We start from the raw sequence: 16,900 nt of genomic DNA, 5'->3' as shown, positions 1-16,900 counted from the left end.
GATTCGATGAGCGGCAGTCTGAGGCCATCGGCCGCCAGGGGCAAACCGCCTGTCAGCCGCGGCGCAGATCGCTCAAGGCGGTCTGGGCGCCTGCATCGCCGGCACGGGCAGCCTGACGCAGGAGTTCCTGACCGATGCGCTGGTCGCGGGCGTTGCCGCAATCGCGGCACATCAACTGGCCAAGGCGGCTCTGCGCGACCACCACGCCTTCGCGCGCGGGTTGCTTGAGCATGCGTCCGGCCAGGTGCTTGACGTTGACCTTGTGGCCCAGGCGGGGGCTGTCGAGCAGCCAGAGGGCAACCTTGAGGGTGAAACGCTTGGGTGCGACGGGTGCGGAACTTTTCATGAAAAAACTTTGGGCAGATCGGAAAAGCGCGCCACTCTACTCTTTTTTCCCGGCGAATGCGCGGGGGCAATGACCAGCCCCACACCCACCTCTCCCGTAGGAGCGGTCCGTGGCCGCGAAGGGCGCAACGCGGTGGGTCAGGCGTACCGCGGCGCCCTTTTCGCGGCCGATGACCGCTCCTACGGGAGATGGCGCTGATCCCCGTGGCAGCGCATGACCACTGTAGGAGCGGTCCGTGGCCGCGAAGGGCGCAACGCGGTGGGTCAGGTCGCGAGGGTCACGGCGCCGATGCCGGGGAAGTCGACTTCGATGCTGGCGCCTGGGGGCGCCCATTGGATACCGGTCCAGCTTCCGGTGGCGATCAGATCGCCCGCGCGCAGAGGGTTGCCCAGTGCGACAGCGTGTCGCGCAAGCCACGGCAGGGAGTTCAACGGTTCGCGGAACGGATGGCTGCCCAGGCCACGCACCACTTGTTCGCCGTCGACGCGCAGCGTTGCGGCCTGGGCCGACCAGTCGGGGATGGATGCCAAAGCCACCGGCATGCCAACAATCAGGCCTCGGTTCAGTTGCTGGTCCGCCAGGCGCAACAAGGCATCGGCCTGGGCACCGTTCTCCCAGCGCGTGTCGCACAACTCGATGCCAGGCATCCACGCGTCGATGGCTGCATACGCCCCAGCCAGGTCGGTGTGTTCATCCAGATCCCTGGACAGCCGCACGAACAGTTCGCCCTCGATACCGAACCCGTGGCAGTGGCCCGGTGGCACCTGCCAACCGGACGCCTGCACCGCGCTGGCCGGCACGCCGGCGGCGCTGATGAAACCTGCGGGCGCACCGCCCAGCTTCCACGCCCGTGCGGGCGCATGGGCGAACCAGCCCATTGCCTCGGCCACCCGCTGCTGCACCTCATACGCCTGCGCCTGGGTGTCCAGGCGCACACCGTCGACCGGCTGCCGGCGATGCTCGCGCCAGGCGCGGATCAGCCGCCCGGCCACCTGCTCGACCGCGCTCACAGCGGCAACTCGGTCTTGCGCCGGCGTACCTGCGCCGGTGCCGGACGCTCGCAGGGCAAGAACTGGCCCCGCCCCGCTTCGCCCCGAGGCTCACCGTCCCATACCACCTCGCCGCGCGACAGCGTGATGGCCGGCCAGGCGCTCAATTGCATACCGGCGTAAGGGGTGTAGTCGACGTTGTGGTGCAACATCTCGTTGCTGATCGACACCGGCTGCCCTTCGTCCCAGATCACCAGATCGGCATCGGCGCCGATGGCGATACTGCCCTTGCGCGGGTACAGCCCATACATCTTTGCCGCGTTGGTCGACGTCAGCGCGACGAAACTTTGCGCCGTGATGCGCCCGGTGCGCACGCCTTCGGACCACAACAGCGCCATGCGGGTTTCGACACCGGGAATGCCGTTGGCGATCTGGTCGAACGACACGTCTTCGCCGTGGGCCTTCTTGCCGTCGGGGCCGTCGTAACGAAACGGCGCGTGGTCGGACGAGAATATCTCGAACGAACCGTTTTCCAGCCCGTCCCAGATCACCTGCTGGTTCGCGGCGTCCCGAGGCGGTGGGCTGCAGATGCATTTGGCGCCTTCGAAGCTGTCGTCACAGCCCAGCGAGTCGGCGGTCAGAAACAGGTATTGCGGGCAGGTTTCGGCATACACCTTCAAGCCGTGGTTCTGCGCCCAGCGAATCTGCTCGACGGCCTCGCGACCCGATACGTGGACGATGAGAATGGGCACATCCACCAGTTCGGCCAAGGCAATGGCGCGGTGCGTGGCCTCACGTTCCACCAGCATCGGTCGCGAGCTGGCGTGGTAGCGCGGCGCACTGAGCCCGGCCGCCAGCAGCCGCTCGGTGAGCCAGGCGATGCAGTCGCTGTTCTCGGCATGCAACATGACCATGGCCCCTTCGCGGCGGGCCACGGACAGGGTTTCGAGAATCTCTCGATCGCCCAGTTTCAGCGCGTCGTAGGTCATGTAGATCTTGAACGAGGTATAGCCCTCGGCAATCAGAGCCGGCAATTCTTCACGCAATACCTGCGGCGTCGGGTCGGTGACGATCAGGTGAAAGGCGTAGTCGATGACCGGCTTGTTGCCTGCCCGGCGATGGTAGTCATCCACTGCTGCACGCAGGGTTTCACCCTTCTGCTGACAGGCGAAAGGAATCACCGTGGTGGTCCCACCGCAGGCCGCCGACACCGTGCCACTGAAAAAATCATCGGCCATCACCGAGCCGTCGCCGGTGGGCTGGTCCAGGTGCACGTGGCTGTCGATGCCGCCCGGGGTCACGTGCCGGCCGGCCGCGTCGATTTCCGCAAGGCCTGGGGGCAGCTCCAGGGCCAGGGCGACGATGCGCCCGTCGCGAATGCCGATGTCACTGGTGAAGGTGTCAGCGGCAGTGACCACGCGCGCGTTGCGAATAACCGTATCGAAAGGTTGCATATCAAGCCTCTTCAAGCAGTAGCCGGCCCCAGCCGGTCAAGCGACGTGTGTCCACGCCGGTCATGTTCAACATGTCCCAGAGCACCGTCGTCACCGTGTCGAACACCGGTACCCCGTGCTGGCGCTCCCAGGATTCGGCACGGTGGGCGGCGTGCAGGTTGGTGCAGAAGGTGGTGATGGCCTCGGCACCGGCCGCGACCACCTCGGCCACCTGGCGATCCAGGGTGGCCTCGTCCACTTCGGCAAAGGAGAAATTGTCCTGCAGCGACAGGTGGCTTTCGGCGCTGGCATCGATACCCAGCGCGGCATAATTGGCAACGATCTTCGCCTGTACCTCCGCCAGATACGGCGAAACCAGGCCCAGGCGGCGAATGCCGAAGCGCTGCAACGCCTTGTTCAGTGCCAGCACCGAGGTCGTCGCCGGTATCGCCGTGGCCTCGGTAATGGCCTGGCATAGCGCAACGTCGGTATCGAAACCCAGCCATCCGGCAGAGGTGCCGCTCCAGCCGATGACATCGACATGGGCATCGGCCAGCAAGCGCGCCGCGTCCAGAATCCGCTCGCGCTGGAACTGGCCCAGCGCGTCGGCACTGAGGGCGATCTGGGTGACACTGAAGCGTGAGAAATGCACGCTGACTTCCGGCAGGCTGGCTATCAACGCCTGGGTCAGCGGCTCCAGTGCGGTGTTCGAGGAAGGCGTAAGCACGCCCAGGCGAATACGGCGGGTCATGCTGGACCTCCAGTGATCGCGTGCGAGGAAGGATAGGCGCGCAAAGGGTTTTCGCAACGTTGCCACAGGTCGCGGCACACGGTGTCGGCTGCGGCACGTACACAGGCTTCGTCGACCTGGGTCGAACGGCCTTGGTCGATCACCACCCGACCGTCGACGATCACGGTTTCGACGTCGGCCCCGGTGGCGTTGTGCACCAAACTGCCCAGCTCATCGATGCAGGGAGTGAGGTGGAGCTGTCGATAGTCGAGGATGGCCAGGTCAGCCAACTGGCCGACCGCCAATCGACCCAGATGGTCGCCCCAACCCAGCGCCGCGGCGCCGTTGACGGTGGCCATGCGCAGCACGTCGCGTGGTTGCCAGTCGTCGGCGACCCGTCCGGCACTCAACCGCCCTACCGCCAGCGCCCAGCGCATCACCTCGATCATGTCGCCGTGCATGGTGTCGGTAGCCAGGCACAGGCGCGCGCCGGCCTGCAGCAGGCGACGCGTGGGCGCTACCCGTCCGGACATGGCGTTGCCGACCGGGATGTGCACGACATGAGCACCCGAGGCGCCGATGCGGGCGATGTCCTCGTCATCCACGTGAATGCAGTGACCGGCCAGCAGGCGCGAATCGAGCATGCCCAGCTCATCGAGCAGTTGCACCGGCGAGCGGCCGTGGGTAGCGCGCACCCAATCCAGTTCGTCCTGGCTCTGCGCCAGGTGCGTGCTGATCTGCAACCCATGCCGGCGGGCCAAGGCATCAATCTGGCGCAGGAAGTCCAGCGAGCAGGTATCGGGCGCGTGAGCGGTCAGGTGGGCCTGGACGCGTCCGTCGGCCTGCCCTGCCCAGCGTTCGACGAAGGCCTCGGCGTGGTCCAGCTGGGCCAGGCCACGCTTCAGGTCGAAGCGCCGCGTGCCTTGCAGCACCGAGGCGAAATCGACATCGGCCAGACGTTGGCTGGCGAACAGCCGCACACCCGTTTCGGCCATGCCTGCCACGGTGTGCTCGGCATGCACGAAGCTGTCCACAAGCGTGGTGCAACCCGCCCGTAGCGCTTCGAGTGCACCGAGGCGGGACAACGCCAGTGCTTCTTCCGGGCTGAGCCATGAAGCCTGCGGCAGGCCGGGGGTGTAGGACGGCGCGAAGCCGCAGTCCGGCGCCACCCCACGGACGAAATTCAGGCCGGCATGGTAATGGGTATTGACGAAGCCGGGCACCACCACCCGGCCCGGCAAGTGCAGATGCCGCACGGCTTTAGGCGCAGCCTGGTCGGCTGGCCCGACGTGGGCGATGCGTTGGCCACGGATGCCCAGGCTCGCGGACCGCGCAAGGCCATCGACCGGGTCCAGCAGCACGGCGCCGGTAATCAGTAGATCCAGTGGATTGTCGATCATGCGGCCATCCACCCGCCGTCCACCATCAACGTGGTGCCGGTGATGAAGCTGGCCTCGGCGCTGGCCAGAAACAGCACGGCCCTGGCGACATCGTCGGGATGGCCCAACCGCGGCCAGGGGGTACGCCGCGTGGCTCGTTCCATCACCGCCGGGTCTACCGCCCGGCCACCGGCGCCGGTCTGGATCTTGCCGGGCGCCACCGCGTTGCAGACGATGCGCTGCTCGGCATAGTCGCTGGCGACCTGCCGGGTGAGGTAATCCACAGCCGCCTTGCTCACGCCATAGGCCAAGTCCTGGGGCGCGGCAATCATGCCGTGTTGCGAGGACAGGTTGACGATGCGTCCGCGGGTTTCACCCACTATCGCCTGGCCGACCATTTGCCGCACGGCAGCCCGGCAACAGCGGTAGACACCCCCGAGATTGACGTCCAGGACACGCTGCCAGTCGGCCTCGTCGAGCTCGAGCAAGGGCCGCGCGTGGCGGATGCAGGCGTTATTGACCAGCACATCGAGGCGTCCGAAGCGCGCTACCGTGGTCTCGACCAAGGCTTCGACCTGAGCGCTGGCGGCAACGTCAGTCTGCACGAACAGGGCCTGATGGCCAGCGGCGCGAATCAGGTCGGCGGTTGGCTCGCCGCCCTCGATGACAGCCGTGGTGACATCGGCGATGACCACGCGGGCACCGTGGCTTGCCAGGTGCCAGGCAATGGCGCGGCCGATGCCGGAGGCCGCACCGGTGACGATGCATACCTGGCCCGCCATACTCGATGAGTTCGCCAAAGGGCTGGGAGTCATGGGTTCACCCTTGTCTGGGGGCCTGCCACCTGGGCAAGCCAGTGATGAAAATCGTGATCGGCAGCGTCGATGCCGAATCGCGGAACGAAGCCGCAGTCTTCGCGCAGGCGATCGAGCGCCATGCTCGCCCGGTCGTAGTCGGCGTACAGCTCGATGTTCGGCGTTTCACCCGGCGCCGCCAGACGCCAGCGGAAGTCCGGGAAGCGTGTGGCCAAGCGCGTGCACCATTGACTGAGCGGCCATTGGAAACCCGCCGCCAGGTTATAGAGGGGATATCGCCACTGCGGCTGCTCCAGCAGGCGGCCGATGGCCTGTGCGGCGTCGCGGACATACAGCCAGTCGCGCAGGCTGTCGCGCGCCAGGATCGCCGTGCCGCCACGGCGGGCCACTTGCAACAGTTGCAGCGGTGCGCTGAGAGTGTCGCGCACGCCGCTGTCGGCTTCCCAGGGCCCGAAGCAAGTGCCCAGGCGGCCGATAACCAAGGGCAACCCATGCAGTTGGGCAAGGCGCCGCGCTGCGTCCTCGGCGCTGCGCTTGGACTGGCCGTACAAGCCCTCGGGGGCCAAGGCGGAACGTGCTTCGTCGAGCAACGGCGCGTGACGCCCGGTGCTGCCGTAGACCGAGCCCGAGCTGATGTGCACCAGCCGCGACACGCCGCACTCGGCGCTCGCGCCGATGGCCGCGAGCACCCCGCCCACGTTCACTTCGAAGATCGCCTGTGGCGCCAGGCGCTCGCGCTCGGCGTCGGCGGTGATGGCGGCCAGGGTCACCACCCGCTGGGGACGATGGCGACCCATGAGCGTACGCAGGTCGGTCGCATCGCGCACATCGCCCTGATGCTCGATGAAGCGTCCCGGCAACTCGGCGAAAACCGCTCGCGCGGCGTCTGGAATCGGCCCCAGGTCGAAACCGATCACTTCTTCACCCGCCATCAGCAGGTGCTCGCTCAAGGCCAGGCCGACGAAGCCACTGCTGCCGGTGATCAGCGTCTTCATCTCAGGCGTTTTCCCGTACCGGCTCCGGGCGCAGCAGCGCCAGGATATGCCGTTTGTAGTCGTTGAAGGCCTTGCTGGTCGGGTCGCGCGGACGTTCCAGCTCGATCGGCAGCAACTCGCGGATGCGCCCTGGGCGGGCCGACATCACCGCCACATGGGTACCCAGCGCCAAGGACTCATCGATGCCATGGGTGACGAATACGATAGTGCTCTGGCTCTCGCGCCAGATCCGGATCAGCTCGGCGTGCATGTCCATTTTGGTCTGCTCGTCCAACGCACCGAACGGCTCATCCATGAGGATCACTTCAGGGTTCATGAGCAATGCGCGGGCGATGCCCACGCGCTGATTCATGCCGCCCGAGAGTTCGCTGGGAAAGTGGTTCTCGAAGCCGGTCAGACCCACCATTTCAATGAATTTCTGTGCCTTCTCACGACGTATCTCCTTGCCCACGCCGCGCATCTTCAGGTGAAAGGCGACGTTCTCCCAGACCGGCAACCACGGCATCAGGTTGGCTTGCTGGAACACCACGCCACGATCGGCCCCCGGTGCGGTGATCGACTGCCCGCCCACGCTGACCGTGCCCTGGGTAGGGTGATCGAAGCCGGCGATCATGTTCAGCAGGGTCGACTTGCCGCAGCCACTGGGGCCCAGCAGGCAGAGAAATTCGTTGCGCGCCACCGTCAGGCTGACGTCGTCCAGGGCAACGATGCCGGTGGGTCGCTTGGGGTCGTCGAACACGCGTGAGACGCGGTCGATGGTGATCAGTGCCATGCCTCAGCCCTCCTTCTGCAACGTGGAGCCACGCTGCCAGCGCAACAGGTAAGCGCCCACACGCTTGATCGCGTAGTCGCTGAGAAAACCCAGCAGGCCGATGCTGACCATGGAGGCGATGACGATGTCGTAACGCAGGAAATAATAGGAATCCCACAGCACATAGCCGACGCCGCTTTTCACCGCGACCATTTCCGCTGTGACCGTGAGCATCCACGCCGAGCCGATGGCGATGCGCAGGCCCGAGAAGATGCTCGGCAGCGCCGCCGGGAAGACGATGTAAAGCAATAGTTTGCTTGGCGTACCACCGGTCATGGCGCCTGCGCGCAACAGGTTGCGGTCGCAGTTCTTGACACCGTGAATGGTGCTCAACAGCACCGGAAAGAACGACCCCATGAACACCAGGAAGATCGCCGGTTTGTCGGCAATGCCGAACCAGATGATCGCCAGGGGAATCCAGGACACCGGCGGGATCGGTCGCAGAATCTGCAGCACCGGCTCGAACAGGTTTTCTGCGGTGCGCGACCAGCCGATGGCCATGCCTGCGCCGACGCCGAGCAAGGCCGCGATAGCGAAGCCTGCGAACACCCGGAACGAGCTGGCGGCCACATCGAGGATCCAGTGGCCGCTGTAGCTCTGCGTGTTGCCATCGGTGGCGAAGACCCAGTCGGCCCAGGCGATCATGACCTGGGACGGGGCCGGCAGCAGCGCGCGCGGCAAGATGCCGGAGCGGGAAAAGATCTCCCAGCCCACCAGCAGCAGCACCGGCACGATGCCGCGCTCGATGCGTTTGTACAGGCGTCGGCCCAGGGATGGGCCATGCCCTCGCCCGACCCCGTGCGCCTTGATGGCGGTACTTTTCATCTCAGTACCCCAGCTCGGTTTTCGGCTTGCCGGTCACCGCTTCCAGAAAGCTGTAGTCCAGGTTCTTCTCTACCTGCTCGCTGACATCGGTGCTGATGTACTTGAGGTCACGCATCATTTGCGCAATGGCTACGGCCGATGCGCGGTGCATGGCGTAGTCGGGGTAGAGGTTGTCGACCGCGCCGGTGGCGATGGCCTTGTCCAGCCCGGTGACTTTCTGGATGGTATCGATGAACAACGGCTTGTCGTTGGCCATCAGGTCATTGACCTTGACGATGGAACGCACTGTTTCCTCGACGCCCTTGCGGTTGTCCTCGATCACATCGGAGCGGGTAACGATCAGGTTGGTCAACTTGCCAGCCGCCTGGTCGTAGGGAAAGTCGAAGAACTTGGCCGCCTTGACCTCGCGGATCTGCGTGGCGAACGGGTCCACCGAAGTGATCAGCTCCACTTCGCCGCGGCGCAGTGCCTGCACGTGGTCAGACGGGTTGGGGATGTTGATGAATTGCACATCCTTGTTGATATCGATGCCGTGCTTGAGGAACGCCCCACGCATATGGATATCCTGGGCGTTGCCGCGCGAAGCGGCGACACGGAAAGGCTTGTCTTCGGCCTTGTACTTGTCGATGAGCGCCTTCAAGCCGGCCCAGTCGCCAGGCTGCAGCGGCAGGTCGTTGCCCACCAGAATCTGTGAGCCGCCATTGATCTGCCCGGACACGGCCACCACGTCGAACCCCTTGTCCAGCGCGGTGGCGTAATGCAGGTAGGTGACCTGCGCCACGTCGATGCTCTTGGACAGCAGCGCTGTGAGCACATCGTTGCCGGTGTTGAAGGCAATGGCGTCGAGTTTCACCCCGGTGGCGTTTTGCGGCGTCAGCGACAACGGCGTGCAGTGGGCGCACTTGGCATAACCGAGTTTGACCGGCTTGGCTTCGTCGGCATGGGACATGGCCATCATGCCGAGGCTCAACACCAAGGCCGAAACGGCACGCTTGAGCAAGGTAGTGGACGAACGAATAGCTGGCATCGGGCTTCTCCAATTGTCACTAAAGGCTGAGGCTTTGTGGCAAAGAGTTTGCAACGGTTATGCCATGTTTGTGGCACCGCGTGGAAACCGGGTTGGTTTCGCATCGTGCCAAGGCGGGTCAGCGGCCGCACGGCGGGGCCTCGGTGAACGCACGGAGCGGCTGTCGCGCTCGCAGATCGCTCCCACGGGTATGAGATCATCGCGCCCAGGAAAGTGATCACTGGCCGAGTATGGGTCGCCGTGGTGCATGTTTGGACAACTGCACACCATTTTGTGACAATCCGCCATCTGACAGTAATGAAGCTTATGAGGAGCCCTTACGTGCTCGATCAACAAACACTCTCCCCTCGCCCGCGTCGTGTTCGCAGTACCGGGCAGATCCTGGGCACCGGCAGCACCCGCGATGGCATCTACGAACGCATCCTCAACGCCGTGATGGAACACCGCCTGATCCCCGGTACCAAGCTGGTGGAGGAGAAGCTGGCCGGGGTGTTCCAGGTCAATCGCACACGCATCCGCGAGGTGCTGGCGCGCCTGGCCCATGAGGGAGTCGTCACCACCATTCCCAATCGGGGTGCGTTCATCGCCAGCCCGTCGGTGGAGGAAGCCCGGCATGTCTTTCAGGCCCGGCGCATTCTGGAGCCGGCGCTGATCCGTAGCCTGGCGGCCAAGCCCGACCGGCAGCAGTTTCAACGCTTGCATGCTCATGTGGCCGAGGAGCGCGCCGCTCGGGAAGCCGGCGACAAGCGCGCGGTGATTCGCCTCTCCGGCGAGTTTCATCTGCTGATCGCGCAGATGGTCGACAGCCCGCCGCTGATCAAACTGATGCGTGAGCTGTCCTCGCTGACTTGCCTGATCATTCTGCTGTACGACTCGCCGAACGTGCCCGCCTGCCCCAACCATGAGCACACCGAAATCGTCGAGGCCATGGAGCGAGGCCAGGTCGAGGCAGCCATCGCCTTGATGCTGGGCCACCTGGACCACATCGAGGCGACGCTGGACCTATCGGTGGAAGAAGAAGCCGAAGTCGACCTGCAGGCAATTTTCGGCTGACGCCCCACGCAACCTGACCACCAGGAACCGCCATGAGACTGCTGATCATCAATCCCAATATCTCCCACAGTGTCACCGACCTGATCGAGGCAGAAGCGCACCGCACGGCGGCTGCGGATACGCGGATCCAGATGGCGACTGCGGCGAGCGGTGTGGCTTACATCGAGACCCGATTCGAAGCCCTGCTCGGCGCGCACGCAGCGACGATCATTGCCGGGGAGCGTCTGGGCAGCTACGACGCAGTACTGGTGGCGGCATTCGGTGATCCCGGGCTGCTTGCGCTCAAGGAGGTACTGGACGTGCCGGTGGTGGGCATGACCGAAGCGGCATTGATGACGGCCGCCCAACTGGGCCAGAGGATCTCGATCATCGCCATCTCCCGGCGCATCACCAGTTGGTACCGCGAGTGCGTGGCACAGAACGGGATGCTCGACCGTCTGGCCAGCATTCGCCATCTGGACCGCCCGCTGCGCGATGCCGGCAGCGTGCAGGAGGATCATGCCGAGCGCCTGCTGGAGCTCAGCCACCTGGCGGTGAACGAAGATGGCGCCGACGTGCTGATCCTCGCCGGTGCGCCGTTGGCCGGGCTGGCACGGGGGTTGGCCGGGCGGTTGCCGGTTCCGGTGGTGGACGGCGTGTCGTGTGGCGTGGCCCAGGCGCAGCTGTTGCACCGCCTGCAGGCGGGTCGGGCCACCCAAGGCAGCTTCGCCCGCCCACCCGCCAAGCCCAACCAAGGCTTGCCAGCGGGGTTACAGGCCCTCCTGTAGCAGCGGCGCAAGCCGCGTCCGGGTTCACCGCGGGGTGTCTGCCAAACCGCAGGTACCGCCGACGCGGCTTGCGCCGCTGCTACAGGGGTTGGAGGATGTTTTGGTCGCGCAGCATGAGCGCCTCGAACGACAGGCCCAGCACCCGCTCCATTTCTGCAGCGGCCTGAAGCACGCGGCCGTCCATGTACCGCGCTGCCACCACCTGCAGCCCCACCGGTAGCCCGTGCTTGCCGAAGCCACACGGCAACGACAGCGCGGGCACCCCGCAGTAGTTGAACACAGGGGTATGACCGGCATGCCCACGCGGCCCGGCCGGCTGACCGCCAATGGTCGCGGGGCCCAATTGCCCCACGGCCCAGGCTTCCACCGGCGCGGTAGGACACAGCAGCAGATCATAGTCGTCGAAGAATGTGGCCAGGCTCAGCGACAGTCCGTTGCGCAACTCCAGCAAGCGGGCCGTGTGTACGCCGGAAAGCGTCCGACCTGTTTCGATCTGCGCCAGGATGTCTGGGTCCAGGCGCTGCAACTGATCGTCTGCAAGCCCCCCGAACTGCGCGGCCAAAGCTGTGTGCTGCAAGCCCAGCAACGCATAACCTTCCAGGCCGCCTGGCCAGCGCGGGCTGGCCAGCTCGATGGACCAGCCGGCGCGCTCCAGTGTCGCCAATGCGGCCTCCATGGCCATGGCCACATCGCTGTCCAGCGCCATGCCCAGGCCCAGGTCCGGCGACCAGGCGACCCGCAGCGACCGCTGGTCCCGCGGCTGTGGAGACAGCGACTGGGCACTGAAATGCGGCTGTGACAAGGGGTCGGCGGCGTACCAGGCGAACAGACTGCGAGCCATGAGAGTCACGTCCTCGACATCGCGCCCCAACTGGCCGATCACCGAGAGCAGATGGTTGGGATCGGCGAACCCCCAGGGATTGGGTACGGCGCCAAGGCTCGGTTTGAAGCCGACCAGTCCGGTGTGCGCGGCGGGACGCCGCGTGGAGCCACCCGCGTCGGTCGCCAGGGCCAATGGTCCCAACCCGGCCGCCACCGCAGCCACCGCGCCCCCTGACGATCCGCCCGGAGTCAGTGCCAGGTTCCACGGGTTGCGGGTGGTGCCGTGCAACGGGTTGGTGGTGATGCCCTTACAGGCAAACTCGGAACAGTTGGTCATCCCCAGCGCGACCCCGCCCAGCTCGTTCAGCCGTTGCACGCACCAGGAGTCGCGCGGCGCCACGAAGTCGGCAAACACTCTGGAACCGAAAGTCGCCGGTCGGCCGCCCAACCAGAGGTTGTCCTTGACGCTGAACGGCACGCCGGCCAAAGGCAGGTATTCCTTGGCGGCGACCCGCTGGTCGCTGGTACGCGCTCGAGCCAGGACGTCGGCCCGCTGGTAATCGATAAACGCATTGAGCGACGGATTCAACCGCTCGAGACGATCGCACACCGCTGTCGCCACCTCGACCGCGCTCAGCTCGCGCGTATTGACCAAATGCGCGATCTGTTGCGCCTTCAAACGATGAATATCCATGCAGTGTCTCCTTGAACACTATCGATGACGCTGCCCCAGCAAGAAGCGCGCCGCTGCACGCGGGTTCCGGGATGACTGACCTTCGCTGTGGTGCTGCGCCGGAAAATGGCAACATTGTGGTGAAGACGAGAATAATGAGCACCGATTAGTGCACTACTTAGTTAACCATATTGTGCACAATCTGAGTTCACCTGGAGTCGAATCCAAGCGTGGAGTGATTGCAAAACAAGGGGTTAGGTTGCATTGACACTGGGGCGCTCTCGCTTGGCACATGCATTGCTTCGAGCCAGACAACCTAGTTCAGCACTGCGAGCCCCCGCATGAAGACTGCCACCGCCAGTTTCGACCTTACCCTGGACGACATCTTCCACCAGTACGCCGGCGCCACACCGGCGGTCGACCACATCACCCTGGAAGTGGCTGCCGGCGAATTGGTCGCGCTGCTGGGGCCGTCCGGCTGTGGCAAGACCACCCTGCTGCGCATCATCGGCGGCTTCCAGCCGCAGACCTCCGGCAAGGTAGTGATCGGTGGCAAGCTCGTCGACCACTTGCCTGCGCATCATCGCGACATCGGCATCGTGTTCCAGAATTACGCCTTGTTCCCTCACTTGAGCGTGGCCGAAAACATTGCCTACGGCCTGGACGCTCGCCGCGTTCCACGCTCCCGGCGCAAGCCGCGCATCGATGAAATGCTCGACATGATCCAGCTCGGCCATCTGGCCGATCGCTATCCGCGTCAGCTCTCCGGCGGCCAGCAGCAACGCGTGGCGCTGGCCCGGGCATTGGCCGTGGAACCGCGAATCCTGTTGCTCGACGAGCCATTCTCGGCCCTGGACAAAAGCCTGCGCATGGACATGCAGATCGAGATCAAGCGGCTCCAGCGCCAGTCGGGCGTGACCTGCGTGATGGTCACCCACGATCAGGAAGAAGCACTGTCGATGGCCGACCGTGTGGCGGTGCTGAACGCCGGCCGCCTGGAGCAGTTCGCCGCGCCTTCGAAGATCTACGATTCGCCCAGCAGCCTGTTCGTCAATACCTTCGTCGGCAACGCCAACGTGCTGCCCGGGACCCTGGAAAGCTACGCCGGGGAGTCGGCTCGGGTACGCCTGGCCGACGGCAGCCTGCTGGCCTGCCGCACCCCGCAGGACGCTCGGCCCGGAAGCGCCGTAGTGGCCTGCATCCGTCCCGAGAACCTGGAACTGACCACCGCAGGCGACGGATTTCCCGCCCAGGTCGAACTGGGCCTGCCACTGGGCCCTTCGATCGTCCACGAAATGCTCACGCCCGGCGGACAGCGGATCAAGATCGCTTCGCCGCGCGGCCTGGGTGCCGAGCCATTGAAGCCCGGCACTCAGGTGGGCCTGCGGCCTATCAGTGCCCATGCGATCACCACGTTTACCGCGCCCAGCCTGTAGCCCTGAACTGACCCGCACGAGGAATCGACGATGGATATTTCCCGCAGACGCATCATGCAATCCGCCCTGGCCTTGGGTGCACTGCAGCTGTTCCCGCAGTTGACCATGGCGCAGGCGCGCAATCTGGTGTTCGCGACGTTTACCGGCAGCTGGGAAGAAGCACACAAGGCCGTGCTGGTGCCTGCCGCGCTGGAACACATGAAAGACGCGAACATCATTCTCGACCCGATGATCTCTGTCGACCAGATCTCCAAGGTCATGGCCTCCCGTGAACATCCGCCCATCGACGTCATGTTGCACGATCCGGGCCCTGCCCTGACCGCCATCGAACAGGGCTTGATCGAGCCCTACCCGGTGGCGGACAGCGCCTACTACCAGCAGTTGATGCCCGAAGCCCAAGACCCGATGGGGCCGAGCATCTTCTATCAGATCGTTGGCCTGACCTATAACCCGGACACCATCCAGACCCCTCCCGACTCCTGGATGGACCTGTGGAAGCCCGAGTACAAGGGCCGGGTAGGCATCACCAACATGAACTCCTCCCTGGGCACCGGCTTCATGGTCGAGCTGGCCAAACTGCATGGCGGCTCGGACAGCAACATCGAACCGGCCTTTGAACTGCTGGCCAAACTCAAGCCCAACCTGGCCGCCGTCGCCGCCAACCCCGGTCAACTGGCTTCGCTGTTCCAGCAAGGCCAGATCGACATCAGCCCGGGCAACTTCAACGCCATCCAAATCCTCAAGGCCCGTGGCGTACCGGTGGAATGGGTGGCGCCCAAGGAAGGCGCGATCGCTTTCAAGACCAGTATCCATATCGTCAAGAACTCACCGAATCGCGATCTGGCTTTCGCCTTGATCGAGGCATCGATGTCGCCCCAGGTGCAGTCGCAGCTGATGGAAGCGCCCTACCTGGTAGTGCCGACCAACATGCAGGTGAAGATGTCTGGCGAGATAGCCGAATCACTGGCCAAGGACCAGGCAGAAATGAAGTCGCGGTTTCGCTTTCAGGACTGGAAGGTGATCAATCCGAACCGGGCGGCCTGGATCGAGCGCTTCAACAAGGACATCCAGGTCTGAGCCATGCCTGGAGCCATCCCTTCCCGCTGTGAGGAGTCCGGCACGTGAGCGCCCGAAACCATGACGTCACCGTGTACAGCCTGCGCTACGGCCTGCCGTTGGCAGCATTCTTCGTGCTGTTCTTCATCACGCCGCTGTTGTTGCTGGTGCTGGTCAGCCTGCACGACGACACCGCCGTCAGCGTCTGGGGCGTAGCGCAATACGCGAAGATCTTCGGCGAAGGCCTGGCGCTGCGCGTGCTTGGCGATACCTTGTGGCTCGGCGTGCAGGTTACCGTGCTGTGCCTGGGCCTGGGCTACGCTCTGGCCTGGGCCTACGTACGCAGCTCGCCAACCACCCAGAAGGTGCTGATGATGATCATCGTCATGCCGCTGCTGACCAGCGTGGTGGTGCGCACCTTCGCCTGGGTAGTGATCCTCGGGCGCCAGGGCATCGTCAACGAATTGCTGCTGGGCTGGGCATGGATCGACAAGCCGCTGCGCTTGCTCTACTCCCGCGAAGGGTTGATCTGGGCCTTGGCCAATGTGCAGTTGCCGCTGATGACCCTGCCCCTGATCACTACCTTGCAACGCCTGGAAAGCAATCTGGAGGATGCCTCCGCCGCCTTGGGCGCCAACGCCTGGCGCACCTTCCGGCGGATCACCGTGCCGCTGTCGCTGCCGGGCATCATCGCCGGCAGCCTGCTGACCTTCTCGGCGACCATCACCGCCTTCATCACCCAGTCTCTGGTGGGTGGCGGGCAGATGCTGTTCATGCCGATGTACATCTACCAGCAGGCGTCGGCCCTGCAGAACTGGCCATACGCGGCGGCCATCTCACTGGTGTTTCTGGTGGCCGTGATCGGCTGCGTGACGCTGTTGAGCTACCTGGGCCGCCTCAGCAAGGGGTACGCAACCACATGAGCATGGGACGTCGCAACGACCTGTCTGATATCGTCCTCAAGGCCACACTCTATCTGGTGGCCTGGGCCGCCGTGATTCTGCTGTTGGCGCCTACGCTTATCGTGCTGATCGTCTCGTTCACCGACAGCTATTCACTGCGCTTTCCGCCCCAAGGCTTCTCGACACGCTGGTATGTCGCCCTGCTCAAGGCGTTCACCCTGCATTTCGCGGCGTGGAACAGTTTTCTGGTGGCGTCGATGACCACGCTCTTGTGTGTGGTCATGGGCACTGCCGCGTCGCTGGCAATCGCCCGTTCCACGAGCAAGACAGCGCGCTGCCTGGACGCGCTGTTCATGTCGCCGTTGATTCTGCCGGGGCTGGCGTTCGGCTTGTCGGCATTGATCTTTTTCAGCGAGCTGGGCGTGCCGGTGTCGATGACCACGCTAGTGATCGGTCACACCGTGGTCTGCGTACCCTACGTCATCCGTACCACCTCTTCGGCGCTGATGCAGTTGCCGCCGGCACTGCTGGAAAGCGCTGCCAGCCTGGGGTCATCGAGAGCGCACGCGTTGCGGCGCATTACCTTGCCGCTGATTGCGCCAGGCATCGCGGCCGGCGCATTCATTGCGTTCATGTCGTCGTTCGATAACACTGCCGTCTCGCTGTTTCTGCGCGACGCGCGCACCGACATGCTGCCGATCCGCATGTGGCAGGACCTGGAGAGCAAGCTGGACGTCACCATCGCCGCTCTGTCCAGCGTGCTGGTCATCGTCACCCTGGTGATGATGATCGTGATGGAAAAATTGACCGGCATCAGCCGACGCATCCGCGGATGACCGCG

The 16,900-nt window shown here is 64.7% G+C and carries 17 protein-coding genes; 6 read left to right on the top strand and 11 right to left on the bottom strand.

The features are described 5' to 3' along the window. Positions 1–52 precede the first annotated feature (52 nt). The 10 genes from IFT98_RS01255 to IFT98_RS01210 all read right to left on the bottom strand — a co-directional run bounded on the left by IFT98_RS01255 (position 53) and on the right by IFT98_RS01210 (position 9,350). Entirely contained in the window at positions 53–346 is a 294-nt protein-coding gene (locus IFT98_RS01255; RefSeq protein ID WP_192049637.1) for a sel1 repeat family protein, read from the bottom strand. A gap of 263 nt (positions 347–609) precedes the next feature. Continuing rightward, complete coding sequence (locus IFT98_RS01250) at positions 610–1,356, bottom strand: fumarylacetoacetate hydrolase family protein (protein WP_192049639.1); 747 nt, start codon at positions 1,354–1,356, stop codon at positions 610–612. After that, positions 1,353–2,789 carry a dihydropyrimidinase gene (gene hydA, locus IFT98_RS01245; RefSeq protein WP_122797351.1) on the bottom strand — a complete coding sequence of 479 codons (1,437 nt, stop codon included), beginning with the start codon at positions 2,787–2,789 and terminating at the stop codon, positions 1,353–1,355. The genes IFT98_RS01250 and hydA overlap by 4 nt, the downstream gene beginning before the upstream one ends. 1 nt (position 2,790) lies before the next feature. After that, entirely contained in the window at positions 2,791–3,519 is a 729-nt protein-coding gene (locus IFT98_RS01240) for a maleate cis-trans isomerase family protein (RefSeq protein ID WP_192049641.1), read from the bottom strand. Then, a complete protein-coding gene (locus tag IFT98_RS01235; RefSeq protein ID WP_192049643.1) occupies positions 3,516–4,898 on the bottom strand; it encodes an amidohydrolase family protein in 1,383 nt (460 codons plus the stop codon). Before IFT98_RS01235 ends, IFT98_RS01240 begins: the two co-directional genes overlap by 4 nt. After that, positions 4,895–5,692: an SDR family NAD(P)-dependent oxidoreductase gene (locus IFT98_RS01230; RefSeq protein ID WP_197976680.1), complete on the bottom strand. Its 798-nt coding sequence runs from the start codon at positions 5,690–5,692 to the stop codon at positions 4,895–4,897. Before IFT98_RS01230 ends, IFT98_RS01235 begins: the two co-directional genes overlap by 4 nt. Further along, complete coding sequence (locus tag IFT98_RS01225; RefSeq protein WP_192049645.1) at positions 5,689–6,687, bottom strand: NAD-dependent epimerase/dehydratase family protein; 999 nt, start codon at positions 6,685–6,687, stop codon at positions 5,689–5,691. The genes IFT98_RS01230 and IFT98_RS01225 overlap by 4 nt, the downstream gene beginning before the upstream one ends. A 1-nt stretch (position 6,688) precedes the next feature. Beyond that, positions 6,689–7,459 carry an ABC transporter ATP-binding protein gene (locus IFT98_RS01220; RefSeq protein WP_192049647.1) on the bottom strand — a complete coding sequence of 257 codons (771 nt, stop codon included), beginning with the start codon at positions 7,457–7,459 and terminating at the stop codon, positions 6,689–6,691. Between the two features lie 3 nt (positions 7,460–7,462). After that, a complete protein-coding gene (locus IFT98_RS01215) occupies positions 7,463–8,323 on the bottom strand; it encodes an ABC transporter permease (protein WP_122713151.1) in 861 nt (286 codons plus the stop codon). A 1-nt stretch (position 8,324) separates the two neighbouring features. Then, positions 8,325–9,350 (bottom strand): ABC transporter substrate-binding protein, encoded by a 1,026-nt coding sequence (locus tag IFT98_RS01210; protein ID WP_192049649.1) that lies wholly within the window; start codon positions 9,348–9,350, stop codon positions 8,325–8,327. A 321-nt stretch (positions 9,351–9,671) separates the two neighbouring features. On the opposite strand from IFT98_RS01210, the gene IFT98_RS01205 reads away from it, so the two are divergent. Then, positions 9,672–10,403 (top strand): GntR family transcriptional regulator, encoded by a 732-nt coding sequence (locus IFT98_RS01205; protein WP_342214112.1) that lies wholly within the window; start codon positions 9,672–9,674, stop codon positions 10,401–10,403. 32 nt (positions 10,404–10,435) lie between these two features. After that, positions 10,436–11,170 carry an aspartate/glutamate racemase family protein gene (locus IFT98_RS01200; protein WP_192049653.1) on the top strand — a complete coding sequence of 245 codons (735 nt, stop codon included), beginning with the start codon at positions 10,436–10,438 and terminating at the stop codon, positions 11,168–11,170. Positions 11,171–11,249: 79 nt separating this feature from the next. On the opposite strand, the gene IFT98_RS01195 is transcribed toward IFT98_RS01200, so the two are convergent. Then, positions 11,250–12,686 carry an amidase gene (locus tag IFT98_RS01195; RefSeq protein ID WP_197976681.1) on the bottom strand — a complete coding sequence of 479 codons (1,437 nt, stop codon included), beginning with the start codon at positions 12,684–12,686 and terminating at the stop codon, positions 11,250–11,252. Between the two features lie 320 nt (positions 12,687–13,006). On the opposite strand from IFT98_RS01195, the gene IFT98_RS01190 reads away from it, so the two are divergent. The 4 genes from IFT98_RS01190 to IFT98_RS01175 are packed head-to-tail and all read left to right on the top strand — an operon-like array spanning position 13,007 to position 16,895. Continuing rightward, positions 13,007–14,101 (top strand): ABC transporter ATP-binding protein, encoded by a 1,095-nt coding sequence (locus IFT98_RS01190; RefSeq protein WP_192049655.1) that lies wholly within the window; start codon positions 13,007–13,009, stop codon positions 14,099–14,101. Between the two features lie 30 nt (positions 14,102–14,131). Then, on the top strand, positions 14,132–15,178 hold the full coding sequence (locus IFT98_RS01185; protein WP_192049657.1) for an ABC transporter substrate-binding protein: 1,047 nt from the start codon (positions 14,132–14,134) through the stop codon (positions 15,176–15,178). 44 nt (positions 15,179–15,222) lie between these two features. Continuing rightward, the gene (locus IFT98_RS01180) at positions 15,223–16,080 is read left to right on the top strand and encodes an ABC transporter permease subunit (RefSeq protein WP_122713158.1); all 858 of its coding nucleotides are present in this window, start codon (positions 15,223–15,225) and stop codon (positions 16,078–16,080) included. Next, entirely contained in the window at positions 16,077–16,895 is an 819-nt protein-coding gene (locus IFT98_RS01175; protein ID WP_192049659.1) for an ABC transporter permease, read from the top strand. Before IFT98_RS01180 ends, IFT98_RS01175 begins: the two co-directional genes overlap by 4 nt. The last annotated feature ends 5 nt before the right edge of the window (positions 16,896–16,900 follow it).

The sequence above is a fragment of the Pseudomonas sp. CFBP 8770 genome, assembly GCF_014841705.1.
GTDB lineage: Bacteria > Pseudomonadota > Gammaproteobacteria > Pseudomonadales > Pseudomonadaceae > Aquipseudomonas.
Note: the sequence above shows the minus strand (reverse complement) of the source record. Positions and strands in the feature narration are given on the sequence as shown.

What these genes read in the sequence shown, in the direction of transcription:
- IFT98_RS01255 (WP_192049637.1), bottom strand. Translation starts at nt 346, where the DNA reads ATGAAAAGTTCCGCACCCGTCGCACCCAAGCGTTTCACCCTCAAGGTT.
- hydA (WP_122797351.1), bottom strand. Translation starts at nt 2,789, where the DNA reads ATGCAACCTTTCGATACGGTTATTCGCAACGCGCGCGTGGTCACTGCC.
- IFT98_RS01240 (WP_192049641.1), bottom strand. Translation starts at nt 3,519, where the DNA reads ATGACCCGCCGTATTCGCCTGGGCGTGCTTACGCCTTCCTCGAACACC.
- IFT98_RS01235 (WP_192049643.1), bottom strand. Translation starts at nt 4,898, where the DNA reads ATGATCGACAATCCACTGGATCTACTGATTACCGGCGCCGTGCTGCTG.
- IFT98_RS01230 (WP_197976680.1), bottom strand. Translation starts at nt 5,692, where the DNA reads ATGACTCCCAGCCCTTTGGCGAACTCATCGAGTATGGCGGGCCAGGTA.
- IFT98_RS01225 (WP_192049645.1), bottom strand. Translation starts at nt 6,687, where the DNA reads ATGAAGACGCTGATCACCGGCAGCAGTGGCTTCGTCGGCCTGGCCTTG.
- IFT98_RS01220 (WP_192049647.1), bottom strand. Translation starts at nt 7,459, where the DNA reads ATGGCACTGATCACCATCGACCGCGTCTCACGCGTGTTCGACGACCCC.
- IFT98_RS01215 (WP_122713151.1), bottom strand. Translation starts at nt 8,323, where the DNA reads ATGAAAAGTACCGCCATCAAGGCGCACGGGGTCGGGCGAGGGCATGGC.
- IFT98_RS01210 (WP_192049649.1), bottom strand. Translation starts at nt 9,350, where the DNA reads ATGCCAGCTATTCGTTCGTCCACTACCTTGCTCAAGCGTGCCGTTTCG.
- IFT98_RS01200 (WP_192049653.1), top strand. Translation starts at nt 10,436, where the DNA reads ATGAGACTGCTGATCATCAATCCCAATATCTCCCACAGTGTCACCGAC.
- IFT98_RS01195 (WP_197976681.1), bottom strand. Translation starts at nt 12,686, where the DNA reads ATGGATATTCATCGTTTGAAGGCGCAACAGATCGCGCATTTGGTCAAT.
- IFT98_RS01190 (WP_192049655.1), top strand. Translation starts at nt 13,007, where the DNA reads ATGAAGACTGCCACCGCCAGTTTCGACCTTACCCTGGACGACATCTTC.
- IFT98_RS01185 (WP_192049657.1), top strand. Translation starts at nt 14,132, where the DNA reads ATGGATATTTCCCGCAGACGCATCATGCAATCCGCCCTGGCCTTGGGT.
- IFT98_RS01175 (WP_192049659.1), top strand. Translation starts at nt 16,077, where the DNA reads ATGAGCATGGGACGTCGCAACGACCTGTCTGATATCGTCCTCAAGGCC.